Genomic DNA, 23,557 nt, shown 5'->3' with positions numbered 1-23,557 from the left:
CGGTAACCTAGGAAGACATCATGCATACTCTAAAAACGACGACGATTGTCAGTGCAGCGTTCATCAGCCTGCTACTTTCTGCTTGCGGCGGTGGCAGCGATTCGCCGCTTCTTAACTCTGGGAACTCAAGCACTGCCAGCTCAGGGTCTGTAAGTACAACCGATCCCACAGCGATTGGTTTCGGCAGCGGTAGCAGTTTTACCGAAGGGGCAATAGGCGCCGGCAACACTAACCTCGCACCGGGTGCCAGCACCACTCTGACAATTAATATTGTCAGCAGCACCAACACGCTGGTAACCACGCCCATCCAGGTGACTTTCAATTCTGGCTGTTATGCATCAGGCGAAGCCGTGCTGTCACAAGGCACTGAAATCACCAACAAGGTCACCACCGATATAGGTCAAGCGAGTATTACCTATGCAGCAAAGGGCTGCGTTGGTGATGATCAGATTACCGCCACGGCAATTATCGGCGGCGTAGCCAAGGTAGCTCGCGTTACCGTCAAAGTCGCACAGGATACCGTGCAGTCCATCAGCTTTGTCGAGGCAAACCCCAGCAAGATTTTCCTCAAGGATAGCGGCGGAGCACAAACATCAACCGTACGCTTCTTAGTAAAAGGCAGCACCGGCGCACCAATCAAAAACATTCCCCTGAATTTCAGTTTGAGCACTCAGCTTGGCGGCATTGCACTCACTGCCGCCACAGCAACTACGGATAGTACAGGCCATGCATCTACCGTAGTGCAAGCAGGCACAATTCCCACTGCAGTTGAAGTCATCGCCACAGACCCCGCGTCAAACATTACCGCTCGCTCAAATAAATTATCGATCGGAACCGGCATGCCGGATCAAAACAGTATGTCGATTTCAGCTTCACGCTTTAACCCTCCAGGTTGGGACTATGACGGCGAGCCAGTAAACATTACCATCCGTCTTGCAGATGCATTTAACAACCCACCAGCAGACGGTACATCCGTTCAATTTTTAACTGAAGGCGGATCGATCGATACCAATTGCACCACGATAAACGGCACCTGTACCGTCATTTGGAAAAGCCAAAGCCCAAGACCGAGCAATGGTAGAGTCACCATTCTCGCCACTACTGTAGGTAATGAAAGTTTTAAAGATGTTAACGGTGACGGCCTCTACACTGCTAATACCGATATTTTCAATAGTTTTACTGACGGCTGCAGTCCTAATGTCCCCCTATCAACTGCGGAAGCAACTCCAGGTGGTAACGACCAGCCTTGCGACGACTTGGGCGAGGCCTATCTCGATGAAAATGAAAATGGCGACTTCAATACAGGTGCAAGTGCGGAAGACTATGTAGACTTCAACATGAATGGGAGCCGCAATATTGAGAACGGTATTTACAATGGCGTTCTCTGCTCTACAGAGGGTTCAACTTGCACCAAACAACCGGTAACCATCCGTCAGGACATAGTACTGTCCATGTCCAGCGAACAACCAATGACACAAAATGGCCGCCTGCTGGGACAACCTGAAGCAATAGAATTAAGCGCCAACGAAACCACCATGTTTACGGTCACCCTTGCAGATATCAATGGTAATGCGATGCCAGTGGGAACAACGGTATCCCTGAGCACTAGCACTGCCAGTGATGTGACTATCAATCAAAGCATGACTACCGGTGTGGCTAGCACCCTGAACCCAACCTCATTCACCGTGACACTAAAAGCAAGTGAAACCAAACGCCCAAGCGGCAGCTTCAATATAGTAGTTACCTCCCCCAAGGGCACATCCTACAGCTTCAGCACTCGCTTGATTCCAAGACCTTTGGAGAATACTGCAGCCGTATATATAGGTAAGAGCAGTGGTGCAACCTTCCTGGTTGGACAAGTAGATGTAGGAATAGAGGATGCCGTGCTGCCGCCGGGAGGCTCAACCAGTCTCTCGGTCAGTTTTGTTGACAGCAATGGCAACCTCACTACTGGAAGCGCGACGGCGACATTCACCTCGCCCTGTGTGCGCGATGGCACTGCAATTCTGACTGACTCCAGTGGTCAGCCCACAAGTACAGCTAGCACCCAAACCGGTCGCGCCACACTTTTCTACAAAGCGAATGGCTGTATTGGAACGGACGTAATTACTGCTACCTCAACGCTGCCCAGTCTGCAGGTCAATACCGCTACTGCCACATTGAACATAACAGTGGCCACTGCACAGAACATCGTGTTTGACCGCGCTAATCCAGCTCAAATCAGCTTGAAAGGCGGCGGCGGCGTAGAAACGTCGGATGTACGCTTTATCGTGAATGGCCCTAACGGATTACCACTGTCTGGCGTTCCGGTAACACTTACCTTAAACAACAGTGTCGGCGGTGTATGCCTGATTGCTGGAGGTACTTGCACTCAAGAGGTTTTAGCGACCAGTAATGCTTCAGGGATAGTCAGCGCCCGCGTGCAAGCCGGTACTATTACCACCACCGTGCGCGTCACCGCATCAACCGAATCTGGCGGCACCACAATTTCGACGCAATCTTCAGGACTGGTTATTTCTACTGGCATTCCAGATCAGGACAGTATGTCAATTTCAGCCTCACAATATAATGTGCCGATTTACGTCGAAGGCTTTGAAGTGGAAGTGGTTATTCGGTTGGCAGACGCCTTTAATAACCCTGTCCCCAAAGATACCTCAGTCAGCTTTACGACCTCAGGCGGTATAATCGACAGTGCCTGCTCTACTGATGAATTCAGTACTTGTAAAGTAATTTGGCGTAATCAAAACCCAAGACCTTCCTCAGGCAAAGTGACTATTTTGGCAACCGCCTTGGGTAATGAGAGCTTTGTTGACACCAACGGCAACGGCACCTATGACGCCAATGACACCTTTGCTGAGAGCGGTAGTACCTGTACTCGCAATGTACCGACACCTACATTGGTTGACCCCGCCACGGCGTGTGATGACTTAGGCGAAGCCTATTTGGATAGCAACCGAGACAATACCTACAACCTAGGTGAAGTTTTTATCGATATCTTTGGGCCTGGCAATTCTCTGGTTAAAGATGGCGTAAGAACAGCGGGCAATGGTATTTACGACGGCGCGCTCTGCCCAGCAACAGGTGCAACCTGTACTCGCAACAGTGTAACTGTACGCCAAGACCTCATGCTGGTTCTGGGTACTGGTGTAGCAGACACAACAGGGAACCGACTAATTGGCCAACCGGCTAATATCGACATGGCAGCAAACTCTATCCAGACATTGCCGATCATTCTGCGTGACACCAATGGCAATAGCATGCCCGCTGGCACAACAGTGACCGTCAATAGCACAAATCTGACGGGCGCAACAGTAACACTGAGCCCAACAGCAGTAACCGTAGCAGACAATGTAACTGGCCCGACCACTTTCGATCTTGTGGTGAAAAGGGATGCAGCTGCGGCTTCGGGCCAGTTCAAACTGGTTGTAACAGCACCCGGTCGCCCGCCAGCGGAATACACATCAACCGTAACTTCGCTGTAACCTGGCTCCATCAATACCCCAATTCGGGGTGTTAACACCAACAAACCCCGCCCTAAAAGGCGGGTTTTGTTTTTCTTGCACTGCGTTTTCCTGCGCTAGATCACTTCCGAAAAGCATCAGCACAGATAGCTTTCCGCTAACAAGACCAGCCTCAACTCAATTGCATAAAAGTCAACCGGTAAGTGATGCGTTAAAAGGATGTATTCAAAGGTCAGGCGAAGAGAGGCCAGTATCAGTGAATATGTGGCATGAAATACTATGTAGCGATGCAGGCAAGACTCGCACCATCGGCAGGCCACTCCGAGCAAACATCAAAACGCTTTAGTACGAGGAAGTAAAACTGACAAATAAATTCAAATGCCGGGGGCGATAGTATTGTTGGCAAAAACAAATTGCACCGAAAACTAATACTGATCTGGCCGTGATTGATTATGGCGTAGGTGGGAAGCACTTATAGCTTAAATAAAATTGGCCCCGCTATGGGGCCAATTTTTATAAGATGACAAACTTAGGGTTTTACAAAATTGACGGGAATACTAGTCGCTTCAATACCGTATTCTCCGTTGACAATGTCTTCTCCTCTCGCTGTTAAATCTAATGCGCTTTCCGATAATGACATGTCGTAACCGCCATTACCGATCCAGCTGTTAGCAATCCACCCGAATGGCAAAGTACTATTAGTCCAAGCTTTTGTATTTGCCCCAGCCAATACTCCCTCGCTCAAAGCACCGCCAGCATAATCGAACTTGAATCCATCAACCTCTGCCTGGGATTCAAAACCTATCGTTAGGATAGGCTGGGCATCCTCAACTTCAACGTTACCCCAAATTTGCACATCATCCACTTTTATAGTGGCATTTACACCGGGACCACCAAATTGGAAGCCGAAGTGTTGCAGATTGCCCAATCGGTTGAAATTGGGATTAAAAGTATCTTCAACAATTTCTATTTCAGTCCATTCGCCGGGAGTAAATTGGTCGATGGTCATGGTTGGGAAGGAGAAATGATTCCAACCTGCATCTTGCATAAAGAAGTTAAAAAAGAAATCCGTGTTACCCGCAAGATTAGCAGGCACAAAGACTTTAGCCCTAATGGTCACTGGGCCAGCCAAATTCAATTTCTTACTATTGATATCGCCTTTACCAACTGCAACATCTGCATCACCACCGGTATTGGTATTGCGAACCTCCAGCACACCATCAACCACTGCCAATGACGCCATTTTATCCCAAATGACGGAATAGGCTTCTGCGTCACCATCGAATGCACTCGCTAACTGCTGGGCATTGATAATCTTTGTGTTCTTCTTATTGGGATCATTAATCTCAATAAAATCTACCAGCAAAGGCTCTGCCATAGCGCCACTAAAGCCGCCCAACTGAATACCAAATGCTTGCGCTGGGCTAGCATCACTGAAATCCACATTGAACTTCACAGTATTCCAAGCACCAACAGTAAGGCTCGCAAAGCTTTGCGCAGGGATATCCTTCCAAATTTCCCAATTCGCACCGAATTGACCAAATATTTTCAACCAAGCATTACTTTCAGCTGAATAAGATGCAGGGACGTAAACGCGCAAAACTACCTCTAATGCCGTGTCTAGCGGAATTGAATAAAGGCTTGGTGCTTTCCAGCCCTGCAGATCTATCGCACCATCGCCACCGCCGGTTGGTAGGATTGTTAACTTTCCATCAGCAGCAGCCGTGGTGAATGGACCCCAATGAGCCTCCCACTCTTCATTACTCGCATCAAAATTAGCGATATATACAGGAGGGATGCCTGGGAATACAGTGAGATTATCGAATATCAAATTGCCGCTTACATCTACTGGCTTGCCATTTGCAACAATTTCAAATCCGATTTTTTGTACCGCCGTCAAATCAAAACCATCTTCGACGTAAGCACCTATGCCTTTTAGATAATCGACGCTGGTCAATTTAAAATTCAATTTATTCCATGCATCAAAATTCATGCTGCTTGCCTGATTCCACCCGGTATTGGCGTAGCGTCCATTGGCATCTTTTAAGTACATGACAATGCCGAGTTTGCCGTTGTCGACATAGGTTTTTGGAATAAACACATCGGTACGGATGCTTGCACCGCGCAAAAACAATGGTGTGTCCAGTGTCATAGCGTAAGCCGCTTTATCCTCCGCAGATTGCCAAGGGATAGAAAAGCCCATACCGCCATCGCCATAGCCCTTTCTCATAATACCCAGGTGATCAACCTCATTTTGGGGCGCAACAGCAGAGCCACCGAAACCACTCATCACAATCGGCATATTGGTTTTCGCCAAGCTGGTCATCGCGGTGCGCACCTTGTCATCGCTATTCCAGGTTTCGCCAAATCCGTGCACTGATAACACCAGATTACCTTGGGTGTCTGCAGCTTTTAGCTCGCGCGCCCGCCCAGCTGTAAAGGAATAATAATCCTGACCGCAACCCGCCGCGTCGATCACTAAAGGCACTTTCAAGCCGGCCTTACGGAATTCCCGGATTGCCAATTTGTGCGCTTCTATATAATCGCCGTAGCCGACAGTGTTTTCAGTGAACACACTTTTGGGGCCCCACTGATTAGCAACATTAATCATGAGATGTGGCTGAAAGCGGTCTTGTGCAATTACTTCCAACCAAGTCCCCAACCACAAATCGCTGACGACTTTATCCAGCTCATCGGCATCATCTTTACAGGTCAATGAATCATCGACCAAAGTAATCAGTGCCACCATATTTTTACCGATGATGTCCACCAGTGCGCCTTCCAGCTCTTCTTTGCGCGTGGTTTTCTTTACTTGTAAACGCACAACGTTAGAGCCAATTTCTGCCGCTGGTGTAATATTCTTAATCCGCTCCAACGGATTGTCACCAAACAGGATATTGGCTCCACGTAGAAAAACAGGCTGCCCGGAAACATCCTTCAGCATCCAACCATCCGCTTTCATAAACGGAGTGGATTCAGAGGGGCGAGGACGATCAGAACCATCATCGACTACTGGCTCGGGAATTAATGGATCAGTACTGTCCTTTTCGTCACCCGCTAAACCGCCGCCACCGCAAGCCTGCAGCAGCAAGCTACTCATAAAGAGCGCCATGTAACTAATTTTAAATTTCATAATAAAACTCCAAACTGTTTTAAAAGGTTGCCGTATTTAATTGCGCATTTGATTTATTTTTTGCGACGGCACTCATTAAAGTTTTACAGTCATACCCAAGGTATAACGGCGCTCTTGCACCCAAAGAGACTGGAACTGATCCGCCATTTGCGCGTAACTTCTGCGGTTTTGACCGGTCAGGTTGGCACCGTTGAAACTGAATTCAAGATGATCGTTAACCCAATAGTTTGCGGAGAAATCCAAATAACCGGTTGCCTCCAACCAGTTGCCCAAATTGAGCTCTGCAGCATTGGTATTCAAACCGACACGCCCGAGATACTCCTCACTGCGCCAGTTGTAGGCCAGACGCAGGTTCAAGCCATCGCGGTCATACCAAAGAATTAAGTTGGATTGATGTTCGGAGTTTGACGGCAGCGGTAGCGCATTACCTTCGATATCGATGTTATTAGATTTACTTCTCGAGTAGGTGTAGTTGAACTCCAGCCCGGTGGAACTGAGAATTTCACCCGGCAAAAAGGTAAACGGTTGCTTGTATCCCATTTCAAAGCCGTAAAGATCAGAGGCCCCCACATTGCTAGTGGTATAAATATTGGCTGTACGGCCACGATCAATACCATCTCCATCTGTAAATGGGCGCATCTCTTGCGTCTGCTCGGTGGATGTTTCCACTTCAATCAGGAATAAACCCGCAGCCAGCATGGCGTTTTCATCAAAGTACCATTCAGTTGATGTGTTATAGACATTTGCGTACCAGGGTTTGATGTAGGGATTACCGTCATCATTGCCGCCGCCCACACAGCTCACCGATTCATTGCGCGTTTGACCGCCGCCAACTGGGATCTGGATAGGCTTACCGTTTTCATCCAACTTGTCGCACTGCTGATACCAAAGCACCAGACCAGAGCCCACGTTGTTTAAATCATTGCGCGATGTAGTTTTTGATGCACCCATGCGAACGACAACGTCATCTTGCGGGAAAAAGTTCAGATTGAATGATGGCAATACATCATTAAATGAATGCTCAGTGGTGGCGGTTTCAGCAACAAACGCAATTTTTTGCCAATCGTCGTAACCTATGGAGTTATATTTATCTAATACATCTGGAACCACTGCGCGAATTACAGTGCGATCAGTGCGAATAAATTGCGCACCAAAATTACCTTTAAAAGGAATTCCGGCAAGTCCTTCTTCACTATTGAAATTGAATTGCGCGAATGCAGTCGCTGTCTCTTCGGTTACGTCGTAGGTATAACCTGGGTCGTTCGCTGTTTTAGTGCCAGGATATAACTTATTGAGGAATGCCAGAGGGTTATCCCATTCGGACGGATCCAGAGATGAAACGCCACCTTCAAATCCTTTAATGGGCCCAAAGTCAGTGAACACTGTGGTATTAGCCGCAGAGAAACCATTATCTACCAGCCCATTATCCAACAAGCCTGTTGGTTCTTCCGCGAATTCAAATTTGCGCCACTCAGGATACTTTTGCCAAATCTGATTGCCGGTTCTCAACTTGTAGCGCTTATCAACGGGAACACGAGGATCATCCCAGTTGGAGTAACGAGCTGTTGGTGTCACGTAATAAAACTTAGTGTAATCCGCTTGGCGTTCGCCCCAACGCAATCCGCCTTCCACAGATTCCCAAAAATTATCATTAAATGAAAACTTTGCATCAACGCGAGCGACATTAAGAGTGGCATTGGTATCGCTGCCGTCAGCAAAACCTTGGTACTGCTTTAATAAATTTGCGTTGGAAAGATCATCATCAAATACAAACGAAGGAACATCGCGTGAATAATCTACCGTGACGCTATAAATATTGAGCGGATCTTTACCAGAAATACCATCTTCGTCTACCCACAACCACGCAGGAGTACCCTGTTGGAAGGTGGCTTTGCGATAATGTTTTTCAGCTTCTGCATAAATGTAACGCACGCTCGCATCAAAATTGTCACCATTGGTGTATTTCAACTGCAGGTTTGTATTAAGCGCACCTGTGCGATTGCTTTCGTTGGTGGAACTGGTTTGAAAGTCAGCCGCATCGATACGCGCAACGTTTAATGCGTGCAGAGAACGGTTTTGAGTTACACCATTTTTGTCAACGTAACTGAAATCGATGCTATCGCCAAACTCACTACCGGGCAGCAGTACGTTGTACAACTGTTCATCGTAACCAATCAAAAGATCGTTGGTACCCTCGCGCGGAGCACGAACACCGTTGACCTCGTAATAATTAGGATTCGTGGCCGCATTAAAACCGACACTCACACCGCGATCATATTGCGCCATGCTGGTATAGAACACATCGCCGCGCAATGTAAAACCTTCTGCAATATTGGATTCAAACGTAAATGCACCGCCTTCACGCTCGCGATCCATGTAATTGCTTTTTGCGCTGAAAGATTCAGGCGTTAAATACCAGTCACCGACTTTGTCTCCATCCCCATCAAAGTCGAGCGGGTCACGCGGAGTCCCTCCTCGCTGATCAAGAAATGCCAAGCGCGCATTTTCCCACATTGAGTAATTGGCATTGTATGTTGTTGAGTTAAAACCCGAGAGCGTAAACGCAAAGACATCATCAAAGTTATTGCCCACAAAAATGCTGACATTATGGTCTGGATCGCGTGTGCTGGTTGAACCGTCTTTGTTGGTTTCCTTATCCGACATATCACCCATGGAGCCTTCAATTCGAGCGCGCACCATCCAATCTTTTAGCGTTAATGGGCTGAGGGTTTTCAAATCCACCAAGCCGGAAATGCCTCCGGCCAACGAATTGGCAGATTGGGACTTGTAAACATCAGCACCAGAAATTAAACCGGCCGGTACATCCGAGTAGTTAGCGCCCACGCCGGTGATTGTCCATGGGCTCAGGAACTGCTCACCATTGAGCGTGGTCAACACTTGCGGCATACCACGCACGTTCAAGCTAGTACCTTCATTGGCCTCACGGGTAATTTGCACACCAGTCACACGCTGTAGCGAGTCGGTGATGGTGGTATCCGGCAACTTGCCAATATCTTCTGCCACAATCGAATCAACGACTACGGCCGAATTACGTTTGATATCAATCGCCTTGGCCTGCGATGCGCGCACGCCTTTTACGATCACTTCTTCAACCTGCTCATCGCTGGTTGCTGCGGCTGCCGGTTCCTGTGCGTATGCCTGTACACCGTAAAGTGCACAGCCTATCGCCAGAACCAGAGCTTTTTTTCTGGTGGTGATACCGCTAGGTTTGATCATCTTGAGCTTCCTCGTGTTGTTATCTTTTATAAAAATCGGGGGCAACGCTGTGCGAAAGCGCATTGGATGCAGCTCTCACCGCACATCCATGAAGGAAGGCGGAACGGGGAAATACCCTGGTTGTTTACAGCGCGAATGTTCTCTAATTGCTTAAATTTATTGTGTTTAGTTCTGCAATATTGAAAATAAATACTATTAATGACATTTATTGGTGTGAATTTATGACAGAGATGATGTATTAAAATGTAATCGGTTTCAAGCTGAATTTGTGACCGGTTACACCAAATTAAACCTCGCCATTACTGAGGCTTAATTGATTAAAACGTACTTAATTCTATTTTTTAGTCTAAAAATGATTCGAATTAGGGTTATATGCACCTAAAAATCTCAAAAAAAGAATAAAGAAGCAGAATTTCCAAGCAAAAATGCTAGAAAGAAGTAATAAGCGTTATTTGACGACAACTAAAGAAATCTAAAAAAGAATACGGTTTCATTTATTTTTGCAGATGTATGATCAAAAGTCGGGCATAAAAAACCCGGCAATGCCGGGTTTGGGGTGGGATCTAGCTACGGAAGTCAGGAGATAAGGGCACTCACAGCAACTGCTCGATCGCGGCCGCTAGCTTGGGTGAATCCGGCTTGGTCATACTGCCGAAATGCTCAACTACCTTACCGTCTTTACCGACCAGATATTTATTGAAATTCCATTTTGGCTCTTCACTTTGCGCATTAAGCGCTTTAAACAGGGTATTCGCCTTCTCACCGGTCACATGGGTGGGTGAGAGCATGGTGAAAGTCACACCATAATTGAGATAACAAATTTCAGCGGCTTTTTCCTCATCGGCATCTTCCTGCTTGAAGTCATCGCTCGCAAAACCAACCACTACCAAACCCTTGTCTTTGTATTTTTTATGCAGTGCTTCCAGCTCTTTAAACTGGGAGGTAAAACCACAGTGGCTGGCGGTGTTCACCACCAACACCGTTTTGTTTTCCATCAGTGCACAAATATCGACAGAATCTTTTGAATGTAATTTACGATATTCGCCTTTCATATAATCCGGGCAGGCGGATGCGGCAGCGCTAACCAAGCTGACCATAGCAACTCCAAAGAAGGTAACCATAGGGTTAATAAATGATTTCACGGCAGATTCCTCACTAGACAAGTAGGTGAATAACTTACGCAGTGTATGCTTTTTTGGATGCGAGAAAAGAGTAAGCGCGGCCGCTTAACCAATCCTTACGAGTGTGACGGCGCGCCGATAACAAACAATTAAAATAGAAAAACAAAAAAGCGGACCTGTAAACAGGTCCGCAAAGTCCGGGGGAGGAGATAAAACGAAAGTGAAACAACAGCGTTAAATTTTAGTAATGCGTATCCAATTGATATTCCAACCTGCTTGCGGAGCGTAAATGCCGAGACTGTAAGTGCCCGCCGTGACATTCACGTTGTGCGTAACAGTCGTCCAGTTTTGCCAACCGCCGGTTGCCGGAATAGCCACTTGCCCTAACTGGATTGCACCGGCATTTAAATCCAGCGATAAAACAGAACCGCTTGGACTGGCCACACGGTATTCCACTTTATAGGTACCACTGCTCGGGAAATTGATATTGGCGTAAGACATCCAATCACCCGTATCAATCCAACCAACATATTGCCCTGCGCCACCATCGCTGGTGGCGTCGAGCTGCACACCACTCATGACTGAATAGGATTCAGCTTGAATCAAACGGGAAAATGCGGCAAGCGCGCTGGATGATGCGCGGCTGGAACTCAGCGGTGTACTGGAGCGCGAACTACTGGAAGCCGTTGCACCGACAACGCCGTAAGGGGGCGATAAGGTTTGGCAGGTTTGGATACCTACACAGTCCGCATTATTTTGCCAACCCCAACCGGAACTGATGTTGGTGCAGATGGCGTAAATCGTTCCCCACCAATTGCATTGCTGCCCAGCGGCAGTTGAACTGCTGGAACTGACCGCCACACTGGAGCGACTGGAACTGTTCGGGCGCGAAGATGCAGCCGGAGTTGAACTGGTGTTATTGCCATTAATATTTTGCACGTAGCTGGTACCCGCCGCGCGCAAGTTAGCAATTTTTTGCGGGATTTCCGTTGCGGGAACTTGGTTATTTTTTTCAAAATACACCCAGTCTACATCTTCAAAATATTCGCGATAATTGCTGTTGTTGATGTAACCCCGGGTATTGCATGCCGCATCAAAACAATCATTGCTAAACCACAATTGGAACATTAAATACATCGGATAATCCGGTGCCACTGCACCGCTAAATGATGTTTGATAAGCGCCGTCGATATAAAACGAAATCAACCCATCTTGCACTTGCATCACCAGTGTATGCCAACCTTGCAAACTACCCTGGGTGCGCGTAACACCGTGATTACTTTCATCCGACCAATCGACAATACGATAAGTGCCCGACCACATACTCGGTGTTGCCGAACCCGTCCACCAACCGCCGTTGGGTAAATATTCAAAATCGATTTCGCTGTAAGGCTCTGCGCCTTCAATGTAATCCGTCAAACCAAAAAAAGTTTCGATCGCGGTATCACCATCGGGACCAGTACTGGGGGCATCATTAAAATACATGCGCGCTGCCCAGGTGCCATTTTTATAAATTTGTTCGACACGTGCCACTTCCGCTTGCGACACACTACCGGTAGTGGAACGATTATTGACAATCGTACTGCCGTTAATATTGGTGCTCGCTTTCAGGCGCATAAATTTATTGGCTGGCGCTGCTGGGTCGGTCACAAATGAAATATTGTTAGTGCTCCAGGTTCCATTCGCCAAACCTGGGCCGCCTTCCCAGGTACGCACACGCCAACCGTTATTGGTTAACTGTGTTGTGGTTGTGTAACTAAAATCATCAAATAAAATTTGTTCCGTTTGGGCAACACCGGGTTGTGCACCTAAACACAATGCCAGCACACTGGCCGCACCCATGCAGCGGCTTTGCCATGCCTTAAAGTTGATAAAGTTCATTATTGTTCGCTCTCAAAAAATTCATTGAAGTGCCCGCCCGGATAATGACTGCCAACCAGATCCAAGGCTCATTGAGCACGCTAGCACTGACCAAAAATCGCAACAATGCACACCGTGAAAGTCGCACCTGCTCTAACTAAAGTCGAACTTCACAAAAAAAAGTGAAGCACTATTCCGCCAACCTTGTCACACCACATAAAACATCAATAACGGTTCGTTAGGGATTAACAATTACACCTTGATAAATATTTTGTTGCGATACAACAGCAAACTAATAAACCAGAACAGCAGCACATGCAGCAATGCAAATACAAGCGACGCCATGGCGGGCGGAAACACCTGCGCAAGCCAGGTAAATAATGCGCTATAGAAATTTCCGCTCTCGCCCTGCATAGGGATAAATAAGTAAGCGTGCACCCAAAAAGGCGACAACATATAAATAAAAATGGAATTGGAACCGTAAATAATAAATGGTTGCGCCAACCGCTTGAATTGTTTGATATCCACCAGCCACACAAACAGAGCCAGTGCAATACAAAAATAGCCGGCGCTATAAATCACAAATGAACTGGTCCAGAGTGATTTATTAATTGGCAGCCCAATGCTCCAGAGCAATCCCAAGGTTATCCCTGCCAAGCCTAAAATCAGCAATATAAACAAACTTTTCACACGATCTTGTTGTGCCACTAAAAAACGCGTCAACTCAAAACCAATCAACACATTGACTACCGCAGGTAAAGTGCTGAGCAAACCCTCAGGGTCAAAAGGCACACCTTTTCCGTTATACATGTGCTCCGCACCGAGCAGCGCCACATCTAATTTGACGACAATATTTTGGGTTAAATTAAAGGGATTATCGCTGCCACCAATAACCAGCAACAACCAATAACCCACCAATAAAAAAGCGCCGATAATATAGACGTGGTGGCGCTTTAGGCTGAGCACAATAAATGCCGCAATCGCATAAGCGAGCGCGATGCGCTGCAATACGCCCATGATCCGCAAATGTTCCCAACCACCCAGTACCCCATTGAAAATCAGGCCGAGAACAAAAATGATCGCTGAGCGCCGCACAACCATGAGCGCAATCGCGGGCGATAATTGCATGGATACTTTTTGTAGTGAGAAATACATCGCCGAACCCACTACGAATAGAAAAAATGGAAAGACCAAATCGGTAGGTGAACACCCATGCCAATCGGCATGCATAAAAGGGGGATACACAAATTCCCATGAGCCGGGGGTATTGACTAAAATCATCATTGCAATCGTTAATCCGCGCAGGGCGTCCAACGCCAAAAAGCGCGCAGGGGTAGTCATCTCAGGCATAGCAGTCCACTGTATTGAGAATATTAATTTTTCGTCATTCCTGCGAACGCAGGAATCCATATGCTGGATACCCGCATTCGCGAGCATGACAACATGTGTATTGTTCAGAGTTTTTTAGCGCGAATTGGCCGCACAATGTTTTTTTATATAGTCCATATGCGTTGGCATAGCGTCAGCAGCGCGATCAATAACCGATTTGATTTCATGCATTAAACGCTGGAATTCCTGTTCTTCAATTTGATCTGCAAGCGGATGGTAATTTTTTGGAATTAATCCCTGCCCTTGCATCACTGCAAACCAACTTACCTCATCGAAAAGTTCGTTGTTGTCGCGAAACAAGCGCCCGCTGGATTCATACAGATCCAGTTTTTTCTGCAATGTCTCCGGCACTTGCATCTGGCGGCAGTAATTCCAAAATTCAGAATCTGTGCGCTGGCTTGCCTTGTAATGCAAAATTATAAAATCACGCACATAGGTGAATTCTGCGGTCAGCAATTCATTGTATTTATCGATAATGGTTTGGTTAAAATCTGCCGCAGGCAATAACGCAACTAATTTGGAAATGCTAGATTGAATTAAATGAATACTGGTTGACTCCAATGGTTCAAGGAAACCACTCGCCAAGCCCATAGACACACAATTTTTATTCCAGAATTTACGGCGCATACCGGTTTTGAAACGGATAAAACGCGGCTCAGCCAACACATTGCCTTCAACACTTTCCAGGAGTATTTTCTTAGCTTGGTCATCACTCATATATTTACTGCAAAATACATGGCCATTTCCGGTTCGGTGTTGCAGTGGAATACGCCACTGCCAGCCAGCAGTATGTGCAGTCGAGCGCGTATAGGGTAATGGATCGGAAACGTTCTGCGTTGGCACCGCTACGGCAGTATCGCAGGGCAGCCAATGCGACCAATCGTCATAGCCGGTGTTCATCGCCTGTTCGATCAACAAACCGCGAAAACCAGTACAATCAACAAATAATTGCGCGCCTAAACTTTCACCGGTTTTTAAAATGACTTTATCGACAAATCCATCATCGGCATGCAATGCCACTTTGGTAATTTCACCTTCTATGCGTTCAACACCGCGCGCCTCGGCAAAGCGGCGCAAATATTGTGCATAGAGTCCCGCATCAAAATGGTACGCGTAAGAAATTTGCGAGAGGGGTGAATTGGGAATCTTTGCGGGCGGCATAAAACGCCCGCGCAAAGCGGCCTGGATTGCAATGGAAAATTCGCCTGGGTCACGCGCCTGTTGGTTGGCCGCATGGCGTAGCCAATAATTATAAAAACTTAAATAACCCATGTTCATGCCGTAAGCGCCAAAAGGATGGACATAGCTATTGCCAAGGCTGCCCCAATCCACAAACTGGATTCCCAACTTAAAAGTACCCTGGGTGTGTTTAATAAAATCATGTTCATCGATGCCGAGCATCTGATTAAATTTTTGGATTACCGGAATAGTGGCTTCGCCTACACCCACAGTTCCAATCTGGTCGGACTCTACCAAACGAATGCGACACTTATCTTTATAGACGTGTGATAGCGCTGCGGCGGCCATCCATCCAGCAGTGCCACCGCCGACAATTAAAATATCGTTAATCATTTTTCACTCCGGACACTTTATTTTTTGTAAATTTAAAATTCAGTATTTGTAGGCTAAAAATCGTTTCGTCATACCCGCGAACGCGGGTATCCATAAAAATTAGAACAGTGGACTCCTGCTTTCGCAGGAGTGACGAGAAACGAAAAAAATCAGTTACATTAATTTACAAAAATCAAAACGTCGCCCGCACCGATAACGCATAACGTCGATCAGTTAAAGAGAAGTTTTTCGGAGTGGTGACGCCTTCCTGGTTGAACTGGGTGCGCGTGAGCGTCATTTCGTCCAACAAGTTGCCGCCTTCAATACCGATGCGGAAATTGTCGTTGATCGTGTACCAGATAGACGCATCCAGATACCCCTGATCTTCACTGAAGATAGGCGCAAATGAATTGGCATCGCGGCGGGTAATCAAATACTCGGAGCGCCAGTTGTACGCAAAGCGCGCTTCGATTCCTTCGTATTGATACATCAATGCGAAGTTATAGGTGTCTTCCGACAGGCCCGGCAATGGCAAATTGTTGAAATTGCGGAACGCATTGCGGTCGCCTCCCACCGAGACACTGGTACCCATTTCCGCATCTTCAAGATCATCTTGCGATACATAGGTGTAGTTAAATTGCGTACCAAATCCGCTCCAGAATCCGGGCAAGAAATCATAAAATTGTTGATAGGCAACTTCGAAACCTTTAATGCTGCCCTCACCCTCATTGACTTGACGGCGCACCAACATATCCATCGAAGTACCGTTATCCGGATTAATTACGGTAGTTTGATAATTGCGTTCGCGGAACAAGTTATCGATATCTTTCTGGAACAAACTCAACGTTAAAGAACCCACCTCGCTGAAATACCATTCAGCCGTTAAATCAATTTGATTGGATTCTTCCGGCTGCAAATTAGGGTTGCCGCCCGTACCGTTCGCCGATACTTTCATATCAATAATGTTGGCGGGGTTAGCAGGATCGGTGGTAGATGTAACCGCTGCATTGTAATTGGTGGTATTGCGCATATCGTAAAGCGATGGAAAAAATATCGCTTTGGATAATGCAAAGCGCGTAATAAAGTCATCGGTCACAGCAACACTCACATTAAGACTCGGCAAAGTCGTGGTGTAAGTATCTGGCTCTGCGGTATTTACGGTTGAGCCACCGCCATTAAAAAATGCCGCATAAGTAGGAAAGTTTTGTTTATAGTAAGCTTCTGCAACATCACCTAAACCCGGCTTATTAAAACGCGATGTTCCTGTCGCTTCTACACCATAACTTACATAGCGCAGACCCACATTGGCTTTAACCGGCATTGCCAATTCATCATTTACAAAATCAAACCGCACATAAGCTTCTTCGCGATCAATTGCGGTGGTGACTGTTTCGTGTGGTAAATATCCTTGGGCATTGGTTGGCTTGCCATCAATACTGACGCGCGCACCGCGATTGCGCCAACCACCATTGTTCAAGCCTTTATCCATAAGAAATTGATCGTAAGCTAATAAATTTTTCTCTTGGGTATTGCTCATGCGTGGAAATAAGAAAGTGCGGTTATCGCCCGCAAGACCTTTACCATCCATAAAATCATTGCCGAAAGTGACGCCTTCATACAATTCTGGATTGCCTGCCATACCCGCAGTCGGCGCTGTACCCCAAGTATGGGAGACTGCGCCCCAGTTAATATATTCGTCGTCTTGCGTAGTGCGGTCGATATCAGAAAAATACGCACCACCCGCAATGGATTTCAACCAACCACTTTCAATTTGGTATTCAACATCAGCGGTGAAAGAATCCATAGTTCCTTCAGCATCGACATTGGTATCCATAATTGATACTTGATAATAATCACAAGCACCCGCGGGATCAGACAAATCGGTTGTGCCGGGATTTGTTCCAGCAGGGCACCAATCCGGTACACCCCCTGTTGCATTGGTGCCTAAAAATTTCACGGTCGGAATTTTGGTGCGTAAATCGAGGAACACATCGGACATCGCGAAGCGATTGTTGATGGTGTTATTTTCGCGCTCGTAACTGGTATCAAGCGTTTGATAATCCAGTTCGATTTTCCATTTGTCATCGGGTGTCAATAACACGTTAAAACTGGCATCTTCAACAATACTTTCAGTACGGTCACCACGTGTTGACGCCAGGTAAGCAACATTCCACGGATAACTTATAGTTCCGCTAGTAAAGTATCCCTTGTCATCAAAGGTTGCGTCGGTACCGACCAATACCGCATTGGTAAGATCCGCATCAAAACCTTGCGAACTGGTGGTTGGAAAGAGTACGCGCTCGCGCCAACTTTCTTCGGAATCCGAGCGGATAAATTCAGCGGTGGCTTTAATAGTTTCGTCGCTATTTTGCCATTGCAATGCAGCATCAAATCCATTGCGGTCGCGATTGGAATCAGCGGTTTGCATCCAGGGCCCGGTGGGCATGTAGAGTTTTTTTCCGGCATAACCGGGCAACTCGGTCGACCCCAAGGTTGGAAACTCGGTCTGGGTTGCACTGCGTTCATAAAAGTTGGTTAGGTTGATACCATCACCGCGCGCGGTAAACTCCGAAGTTGATGCACTGATCAAAAATCCAAATTCACCTATATCGGTATCCCAGCGGTCGCTGAATAATCCTGAATAGGACGGCGACCAATCATCGACCAAATCACCGTAGCTGGTTTTGGCCGAGAGAAAAATTTTGCGCCCATCCATATCCAAAGGTTTGCGCGTAATTAAATTCACCGTACCGGCAATACCGCCAGAAATAATATCCGCGGTTTGGTTTTTAACCACTTCCACTGTGCCCACCAATTCAGGCGGAATATCTTCATAACTTAAACCCGATGTCCAGTTGCCCGCGCTGAAAGATTCGCGCCCATTAAATTGGCTATGCACACGATCCAACCCGCGCACCAAAACACCACGCCCTTCAGCTGCAAAATGGTTAGGGTCAGTCGGCGCCGCAAAACGGCCAACGGTTACACCCGGAACACGCTGCAAAGCTTCAGTCACACTTTTATCCGGCAGCGCACCAATATCCGATGAAGTAATAACATCTTTTACCGTATCACCATCGCGCTTTAACGCTTGCGCATCTTCAAGACTGGTGCGAATCCCCTGCACCACAACTTCTTCCAGTTCTTGTTCAGTTGCTGCATTTCCTGTTTGCGCGATTGTTGGAGCGCCGAACGCCATAATCGAAACAGCGAGCAGGGATTTTTTAAACATCCTGCGCGTGTTTTTTGTGTTTGTATCGCCACGGTTGAACATAACTAACCCCTATTTTTGTCGAGTGATTAAAAAGCCGGCAAATCAAGCCATCTCCGAATCTAGCACTCGCATTTTTGGGGTTCTACGGCGTAGAAAAACTCGAACCAGAACTACTAAAAGTCGCACTTGGGGGTCAATAGAAAAGTCGAACCTGTTTATCGGTACAAGAAAAAGATTTTTCGGGGGGAGTTTAAATAGGTTGTTTTTATCGTTTTTGTGACTGGCTTGGTATTTCTGATATCACCGTTTTCTATGCGGGATAACGCACTGATACAGCAATTAATCTTCCCTAAGCTGGATTTGTCACGCTGAATCGGAGTCGCTTGAAGCGATAATCTCAGGCTATAAAATCTGTCATTTTTGCTTTTATAACCCGATTAAGTGAACTGTCTTTCTTACCGAGGGCACCACTATGATCAAATTAATCAACCATGAAAAGCGCGGCAATTTCGCGTTCTATTTAGCAACCTTGTCGGTGAGCGGCCTGCTGTTAGCAGGTTGTAGTTCGCCCCCCAAAGCACCCGACCAGGCATTACAAGCTGCGGAACTGGCCATCGCAACGGCTGAACAAGCGCGCGTCGCCGACTATGCATCTCCTGAGTTGGGTGAAGCCCGCGACAAACTCACCGCTGCGCGCACTGCAGTCGCTAAAGAAGAAATGACGACTGCGGCGCGCTTGGCAGAACAAGCGCGAGCCGACGCCGAATTAGCAACGGCCAAGGCAGAGGCAGCCAAAGCCCAAGCGATCAATGATGAACTGGGAAAAAGCGTCAATACCCTTGAACAGGAATTGCAACGTAACTCAGGAGGTGTCCAATGAACCAATTCACGAAACCTATCGCGCCAATCTTGTTAGCAGTGATTAGCAGTGGGCTGTTATTGGCCTGTAGCACTACACCTAAAGCGCCAGATGGTTCAGCAGAAGTACGTGCAAAACTGACCCAACTGCAATCGGATTCACAATTGGCAACTCTCGCACCGGTTGCGATTAAAGAAGCCGAAGCAGCCGTAAACCTTGCTGAACAACCACGTAAAGACACCAAATATTCACAACATCTGGTGTACCTCGCAGATCGCAAAGTCGATACCGCTGTAGCACTGGCAACGGCGCGCTTTTTGGAAGATCAGCGCAAAGAAATCAGTGATCAGGCAACCGAGGCGCAACTTGCATCACGCACTCAAGAAGCCGATACCTTGCGCCGCCAACTGGCGGAACTCAATGCAAAACAAACCGAACGTGGATTGGTAATTACCTTGGGTGACGTATTGTTTGAAACTGGTAAAGCCGATTTAAAAGGGACAGCAACAGCGAACCTTGCGAAGTTGACTACATTCCTCTCGCAACATCCCGATCGCTCACTGGTTATTGAAGGCCACACCGACAGTGTCGGCAGTGAAAGTTATAACCAGGTGCTCTCGCAAAATCGCGCTGATTCAGTGAAAACTTTTTTGCTTAACCAAGGCGTTGCATCGAATCGCATAACTGCTTTTGGCAAAGGCGAAAGCTCGCCTGTCGCCAGTAACGATTCTTCTTCCGGCCGACAAATGAATCGCCGCGTTGAAGTCATCATTGCCACTCCTGGCCAAGCAAGTGCCGGCCAATAAATGTGGCATAAACAGAAGCTGGTAATTGCCAGCTTCACCCCTCCGCAATGGATAGCACTGAGAGGATAGTCAGGGAAAATCGTTTGAATAGCGTAAGGAGAAACCTATGAGCCTTGGCACAATTTTATTAATCGTCCTGATCCTGATTCTCATCGGTGCTATTCCCGCGTGGCCTCATAGCCGCAGCTGGGGTTACGGCCCCAGTGGCGGTTTGGGTGTAGTGGTAGTGATTTTAATCATCCTGATACTACTGGGCCACATATAACAAACTGTCTTGAGTTTATTAAATACCCGTAATTATTAATTTAAATTTTGAAAACCCGTTTTACATTTTATTCACGCAAAGGAACTTAATTATGAAAACTTATACCCATTATTTTACCGCAGTACTCCTGTCCTTTTTTGTTTTGCTGGCTGGTTGTTCTTCAACATCAAAAGAAAAAAGTACCGGTGAATACATCGACGATGCCGTGATTACCACCAAAGTAAAAGCAGCATTCGTTGAAGACGATGATTTGAAAGCAACTGAAATCCAGGTTGAAACCTTCAAAGGTGTAGTACAACTCAGCGGCTTTGTCGCCAACGCATCGCACGTTAGCAAAGCCAGTAGAGTTGCCCGGGAAGTAAAAGGTGTGCAATCGGTTAAGAATGATATTCGGGTGAAGTGAAAGCCCTGATAGCAACCAGAACAACAGGGCTGCAATTGCAGCCCTGTTTTATTTTCCGGTATCGGTTTTTGTCCCACCATTACTGCAAAAAAAAAGCGGATCTAAAAAGATCCGCAAAGTCCGGGGAGAAAAACAAAAAATAACGTAATGACGTAATGCAATTACAATTTGGTAAATCTGATCCAGTTAAGATTCCAACCACCCTGTGGTGCAAAAATTCCTACACTATAAGTGCCCGCATTAATCGACACGTTATGTGAAACAGTAGCCCAGGTTTGCCAGCCTCCAGTTGCAGGAATATTCACTTGCCCCAATTGAATCGCACCGGCATTTAAATCGAGTGATACACGTGAACCGCTTACACTCGCTACACGGTATTCCACTTTGTAAGTGCCGCTACTGGGGAAATTAATATTGGCATGTGCCATCCAGTCATTTGCATCAATCCAACCTACATTTTGTCCGCCGCCGGTGTCAGTCGTAGCCTCAAGTTGCACACCACTCATCGCGGTATAGGCCTCTGCTTGAATCAAGCGAGTGAATGCAGCAGTTGATGAACTTGAAGACGATGTTCCGCCACATGCCGATGCGGCAATCGGCTCCCAGAAATAAGTGCTCACATTGGGGATGTAACCCGGGTTCGCGTATTCAGCGATGTAGTAACCGCCTTGATAAGTCACTTTATCGCCCACCGCATAATTTTGTCCGCTTACCCATGCAGGGCAACTGGTTGGCGTTGATGAGCTCGAACCACCACCATTGCCAATTTGACTGTGAATCGCAGCAAGCAAACTATTTGCACCGGCAACATCTTGCGACAATTCCCAGATCATTACACCCGAACCTTCTTGCAGAGCCAGTTGGGTTTTGCTGCGGATGGTGGGAATGCCGTTGTAGGTAATGTAACTGCAACCGGCGCAGCGAGTGCCGATCACATCTGCTTGCGCAGCACCCGCACCAAATTGACTGACGATGGAATTGAAATCGTAAGCGGCCGCGTAACCATTAAATCCGTAACCGTAAAATGGAACACCTAACACCATTTTTTGCTTGGTGAGGCCGCGTGCTTTCCAGATATTAATATCGGATACCGCCATCGAATAAGGTGAGTGCTCAACACCGGCTGGCCCCCAACCCGGGCCAATCGCGTCGTACGACATAATGTTTACAAAATCAAAATAGGGCAGCGATGATGTGGGCACCATTCCACCGACATAAGAGGCAGTCGCCGAGGTTAATAGCTTTCCGGCAGGTAAGCCATTACGCAGAGCTTGAATAAATGGTGTGTAATTTCCGGCGTTATCAATGTTGGTAAGTACTACGCCTTCAATATCGATATCCAAACCATCGAGATTAAAAGTGCTCACGAATTGCAGCAGGTTATTGACGATAGTGGCGCGGTTCGCCGGCTGCAATAGTGTTTGCCAATTGCCTGAGCAAGGCGGCAGTACACCGCCCGCCACCGACACCAATACTTTCACGCCGGCTTGGTGGGCTTTATTGACTACATAATTAATATCGCTCGCGCTCGCCCCTTCCATACACACCGGATTGCCACCACTGGTGACCGCGCCGCTGGCATTGGGATTTAAAAATGATAAGTTGAGATGGGTAAGTTTGCTCAAATCAGTGCGATCAATTACCGCTGGCATATTTTTGTACGACGGAATGTAACCAACAACTTTCGTTTGCGCTTGGGCAATCGAAGAAAAACCAGTGAGGGCAACTAACCCAAGGCCAGCACAAATCCATTGCCGAATGGCTGTTGGGATGAATCCCGATCCATGATTGGTTTGATGAAGTGCGCGCATTTGCGATTAACCTCTTTACGTTATTAGTGGTGAGCGACCGATTAAAACCTCTGAGAAATAAAATCATCACGGAAGCAAACTAACACTCACCAAAAACGCTCGCAACACACTCACAACAACAGGCCTAAACTCACACCCAAACGCCATAAAGTCACACTTTGCGCACTAAAGTGGGATTTATTGTGATGATGAATGAAACGAATGAGCAAACAACGGATTGTCGTTAAGCAAACGAACCACTTTGGGCAACATAAGAGTGGGATGAAATAGCGCGACATGCATCACCAAGGTAATGACAAGCAATTCCGGTTAAACATGCACGCAAAAAAAAGCCAGAACTGGGTTCTGGCAAGTCACGGGAAACAAGGGCAAATCAAAGGGGTAATTACGATTTGCTCAGCTAACTAATAGCATTCCAAGGAACATCAAAAACAAACAACAATTAAC

At 47.0% G+C, this 23,557-nt stretch carries 13 protein-coding genes; 5 read left to right on the top strand and 8 right to left on the bottom strand.

The window, feature by feature from the left end; all coding sequences use genetic code 11:
• Positions 1-20 precede the first annotated feature (20 nt).
• Positions 21-3,482, top strand: a complete 3,462-nt coding sequence (locus B4E62_RS17115) for a hypothetical protein (RefSeq protein ID WP_310067715.1) — start codon at positions 21-23, stop codon at positions 3,480-3,482.
• 508 nt (positions 3,483-3,990) lie between these two features.
• Here B4E62_RS17115 and B4E62_RS17110 read toward each other — a convergent pair.
• From B4E62_RS17110 to B4E62_RS17080, 7 genes are all read right to left on the bottom strand, one after another.
• Positions 3,991-6,594, bottom strand: a complete 2,604-nt coding sequence (locus tag B4E62_RS17110) for a hypothetical protein (RefSeq protein ID WP_310067717.1) — start codon at positions 6,592-6,594, stop codon at positions 3,991-3,993.
• Positions 6,595-6,669: 75 nt separating this feature from the next.
• The gene (locus B4E62_RS17105) at positions 6,670-9,831 is read right to left on the bottom strand and encodes a TonB-dependent receptor (protein ID WP_331352911.1); all 3,162 of its coding nucleotides are present in this window, start codon (positions 9,829-9,831) and stop codon (positions 6,670-6,672) included.
• A 593-nt stretch (positions 9,832-10,424) separates the two neighbouring features.
• Complete coding sequence (locus B4E62_RS17100) at positions 10,425-10,952, bottom strand: glutathione peroxidase (RefSeq protein WP_310069425.1); 528 nt, start codon at positions 10,950-10,952, stop codon at positions 10,425-10,427.
• Positions 10,953-11,186: 234 nt separating this feature from the next.
• Positions 11,187-12,833 (bottom strand): carbohydrate-binding protein, encoded by a 1,647-nt coding sequence (locus B4E62_RS17095; RefSeq protein ID WP_331352910.1) that lies wholly within the window; start codon positions 12,831-12,833, stop codon positions 11,187-11,189.
• Between the two features lie 231 nt (positions 12,834-13,064).
• Complete coding sequence (locus B4E62_RS17090; protein WP_331352909.1) at positions 13,065-14,162, bottom strand: DUF5009 domain-containing protein; 1,098 nt, start codon at positions 14,160-14,162, stop codon at positions 13,065-13,067.
• A 114-nt stretch (positions 14,163-14,276) separates the two neighbouring features.
• Positions 14,277-15,773 (bottom strand): tryptophan halogenase family protein, encoded by a 1,497-nt coding sequence (locus B4E62_RS17085; RefSeq protein ID WP_331352908.1) that lies wholly within the window; start codon positions 15,771-15,773, stop codon positions 14,277-14,279.
• Between the two features lie 172 nt (positions 15,774-15,945).
• Positions 15,946-18,984 (bottom strand): TonB-dependent receptor, encoded by a 3,039-nt coding sequence (locus B4E62_RS17080; protein WP_331352907.1) that lies wholly within the window; start codon positions 18,982-18,984, stop codon positions 15,946-15,948.
• 454 nt (positions 18,985-19,438) lie between these two features.
• On the opposite strand from B4E62_RS17080, the gene B4E62_RS17075 reads away from it, so the two are divergent.
• The 4 genes from B4E62_RS17075 (at position 19,439) to B4E62_RS17060 (ending at position 21,299) form a co-directional block, all read left to right on the top strand.
• Complete coding sequence (locus B4E62_RS17075) at positions 19,439-19,846, top strand: DUF4398 domain-containing protein (RefSeq protein ID WP_310067730.1); 408 nt, start codon at positions 19,439-19,441, stop codon at positions 19,844-19,846.
• Positions 19,843-20,631, top strand: a complete 789-nt coding sequence (locus B4E62_RS17070; RefSeq protein WP_331352906.1) for an OmpA family protein — start codon at positions 19,843-19,845, stop codon at positions 20,629-20,631. Before B4E62_RS17075 ends, B4E62_RS17070 begins: the two co-directional genes overlap by 4 nt.
• A 106-nt stretch (positions 20,632-20,737) precedes the next feature.
• On the top strand, positions 20,738-20,896 hold the full coding sequence (locus B4E62_RS17065; protein ID WP_331352905.1) for a DUF3309 family protein: 159 nt from the start codon (positions 20,738-20,740) through the stop codon (positions 20,894-20,896).
• A 91-nt stretch (positions 20,897-20,987) separates the two neighbouring features.
• Complete coding sequence (locus B4E62_RS17060; RefSeq protein ID WP_331352904.1) at positions 20,988-21,299, top strand: BON domain-containing protein; 312 nt, start codon at positions 20,988-20,990, stop codon at positions 21,297-21,299.
• A gap of 161 nt (positions 21,300-21,460) precedes the next feature.
• Here the strand turns inward: B4E62_RS17060 and B4E62_RS17055 are convergent, their stop codons facing one another.
• Entirely contained in the window at positions 21,461-23,110 is a 1,650-nt protein-coding gene (locus B4E62_RS17055) for a carbohydrate-binding protein (protein ID WP_331352903.1), read from the bottom strand.
• Between the last annotated feature and the right edge of the window lie 447 nt (positions 23,111-23,557).

Source organism: Cellvibrio sp. UBA7671, from assembly GCA_002483145.1.
GTDB classification, from domain to species: domain Bacteria; phylum Pseudomonadota; class Gammaproteobacteria; order Pseudomonadales; family Cellvibrionaceae; genus Cellvibrio; species Cellvibrio fibrivorans.
Note: the sequence above shows the minus strand (reverse complement) of the source record. Positions and strands in the feature narration are given on the sequence as shown.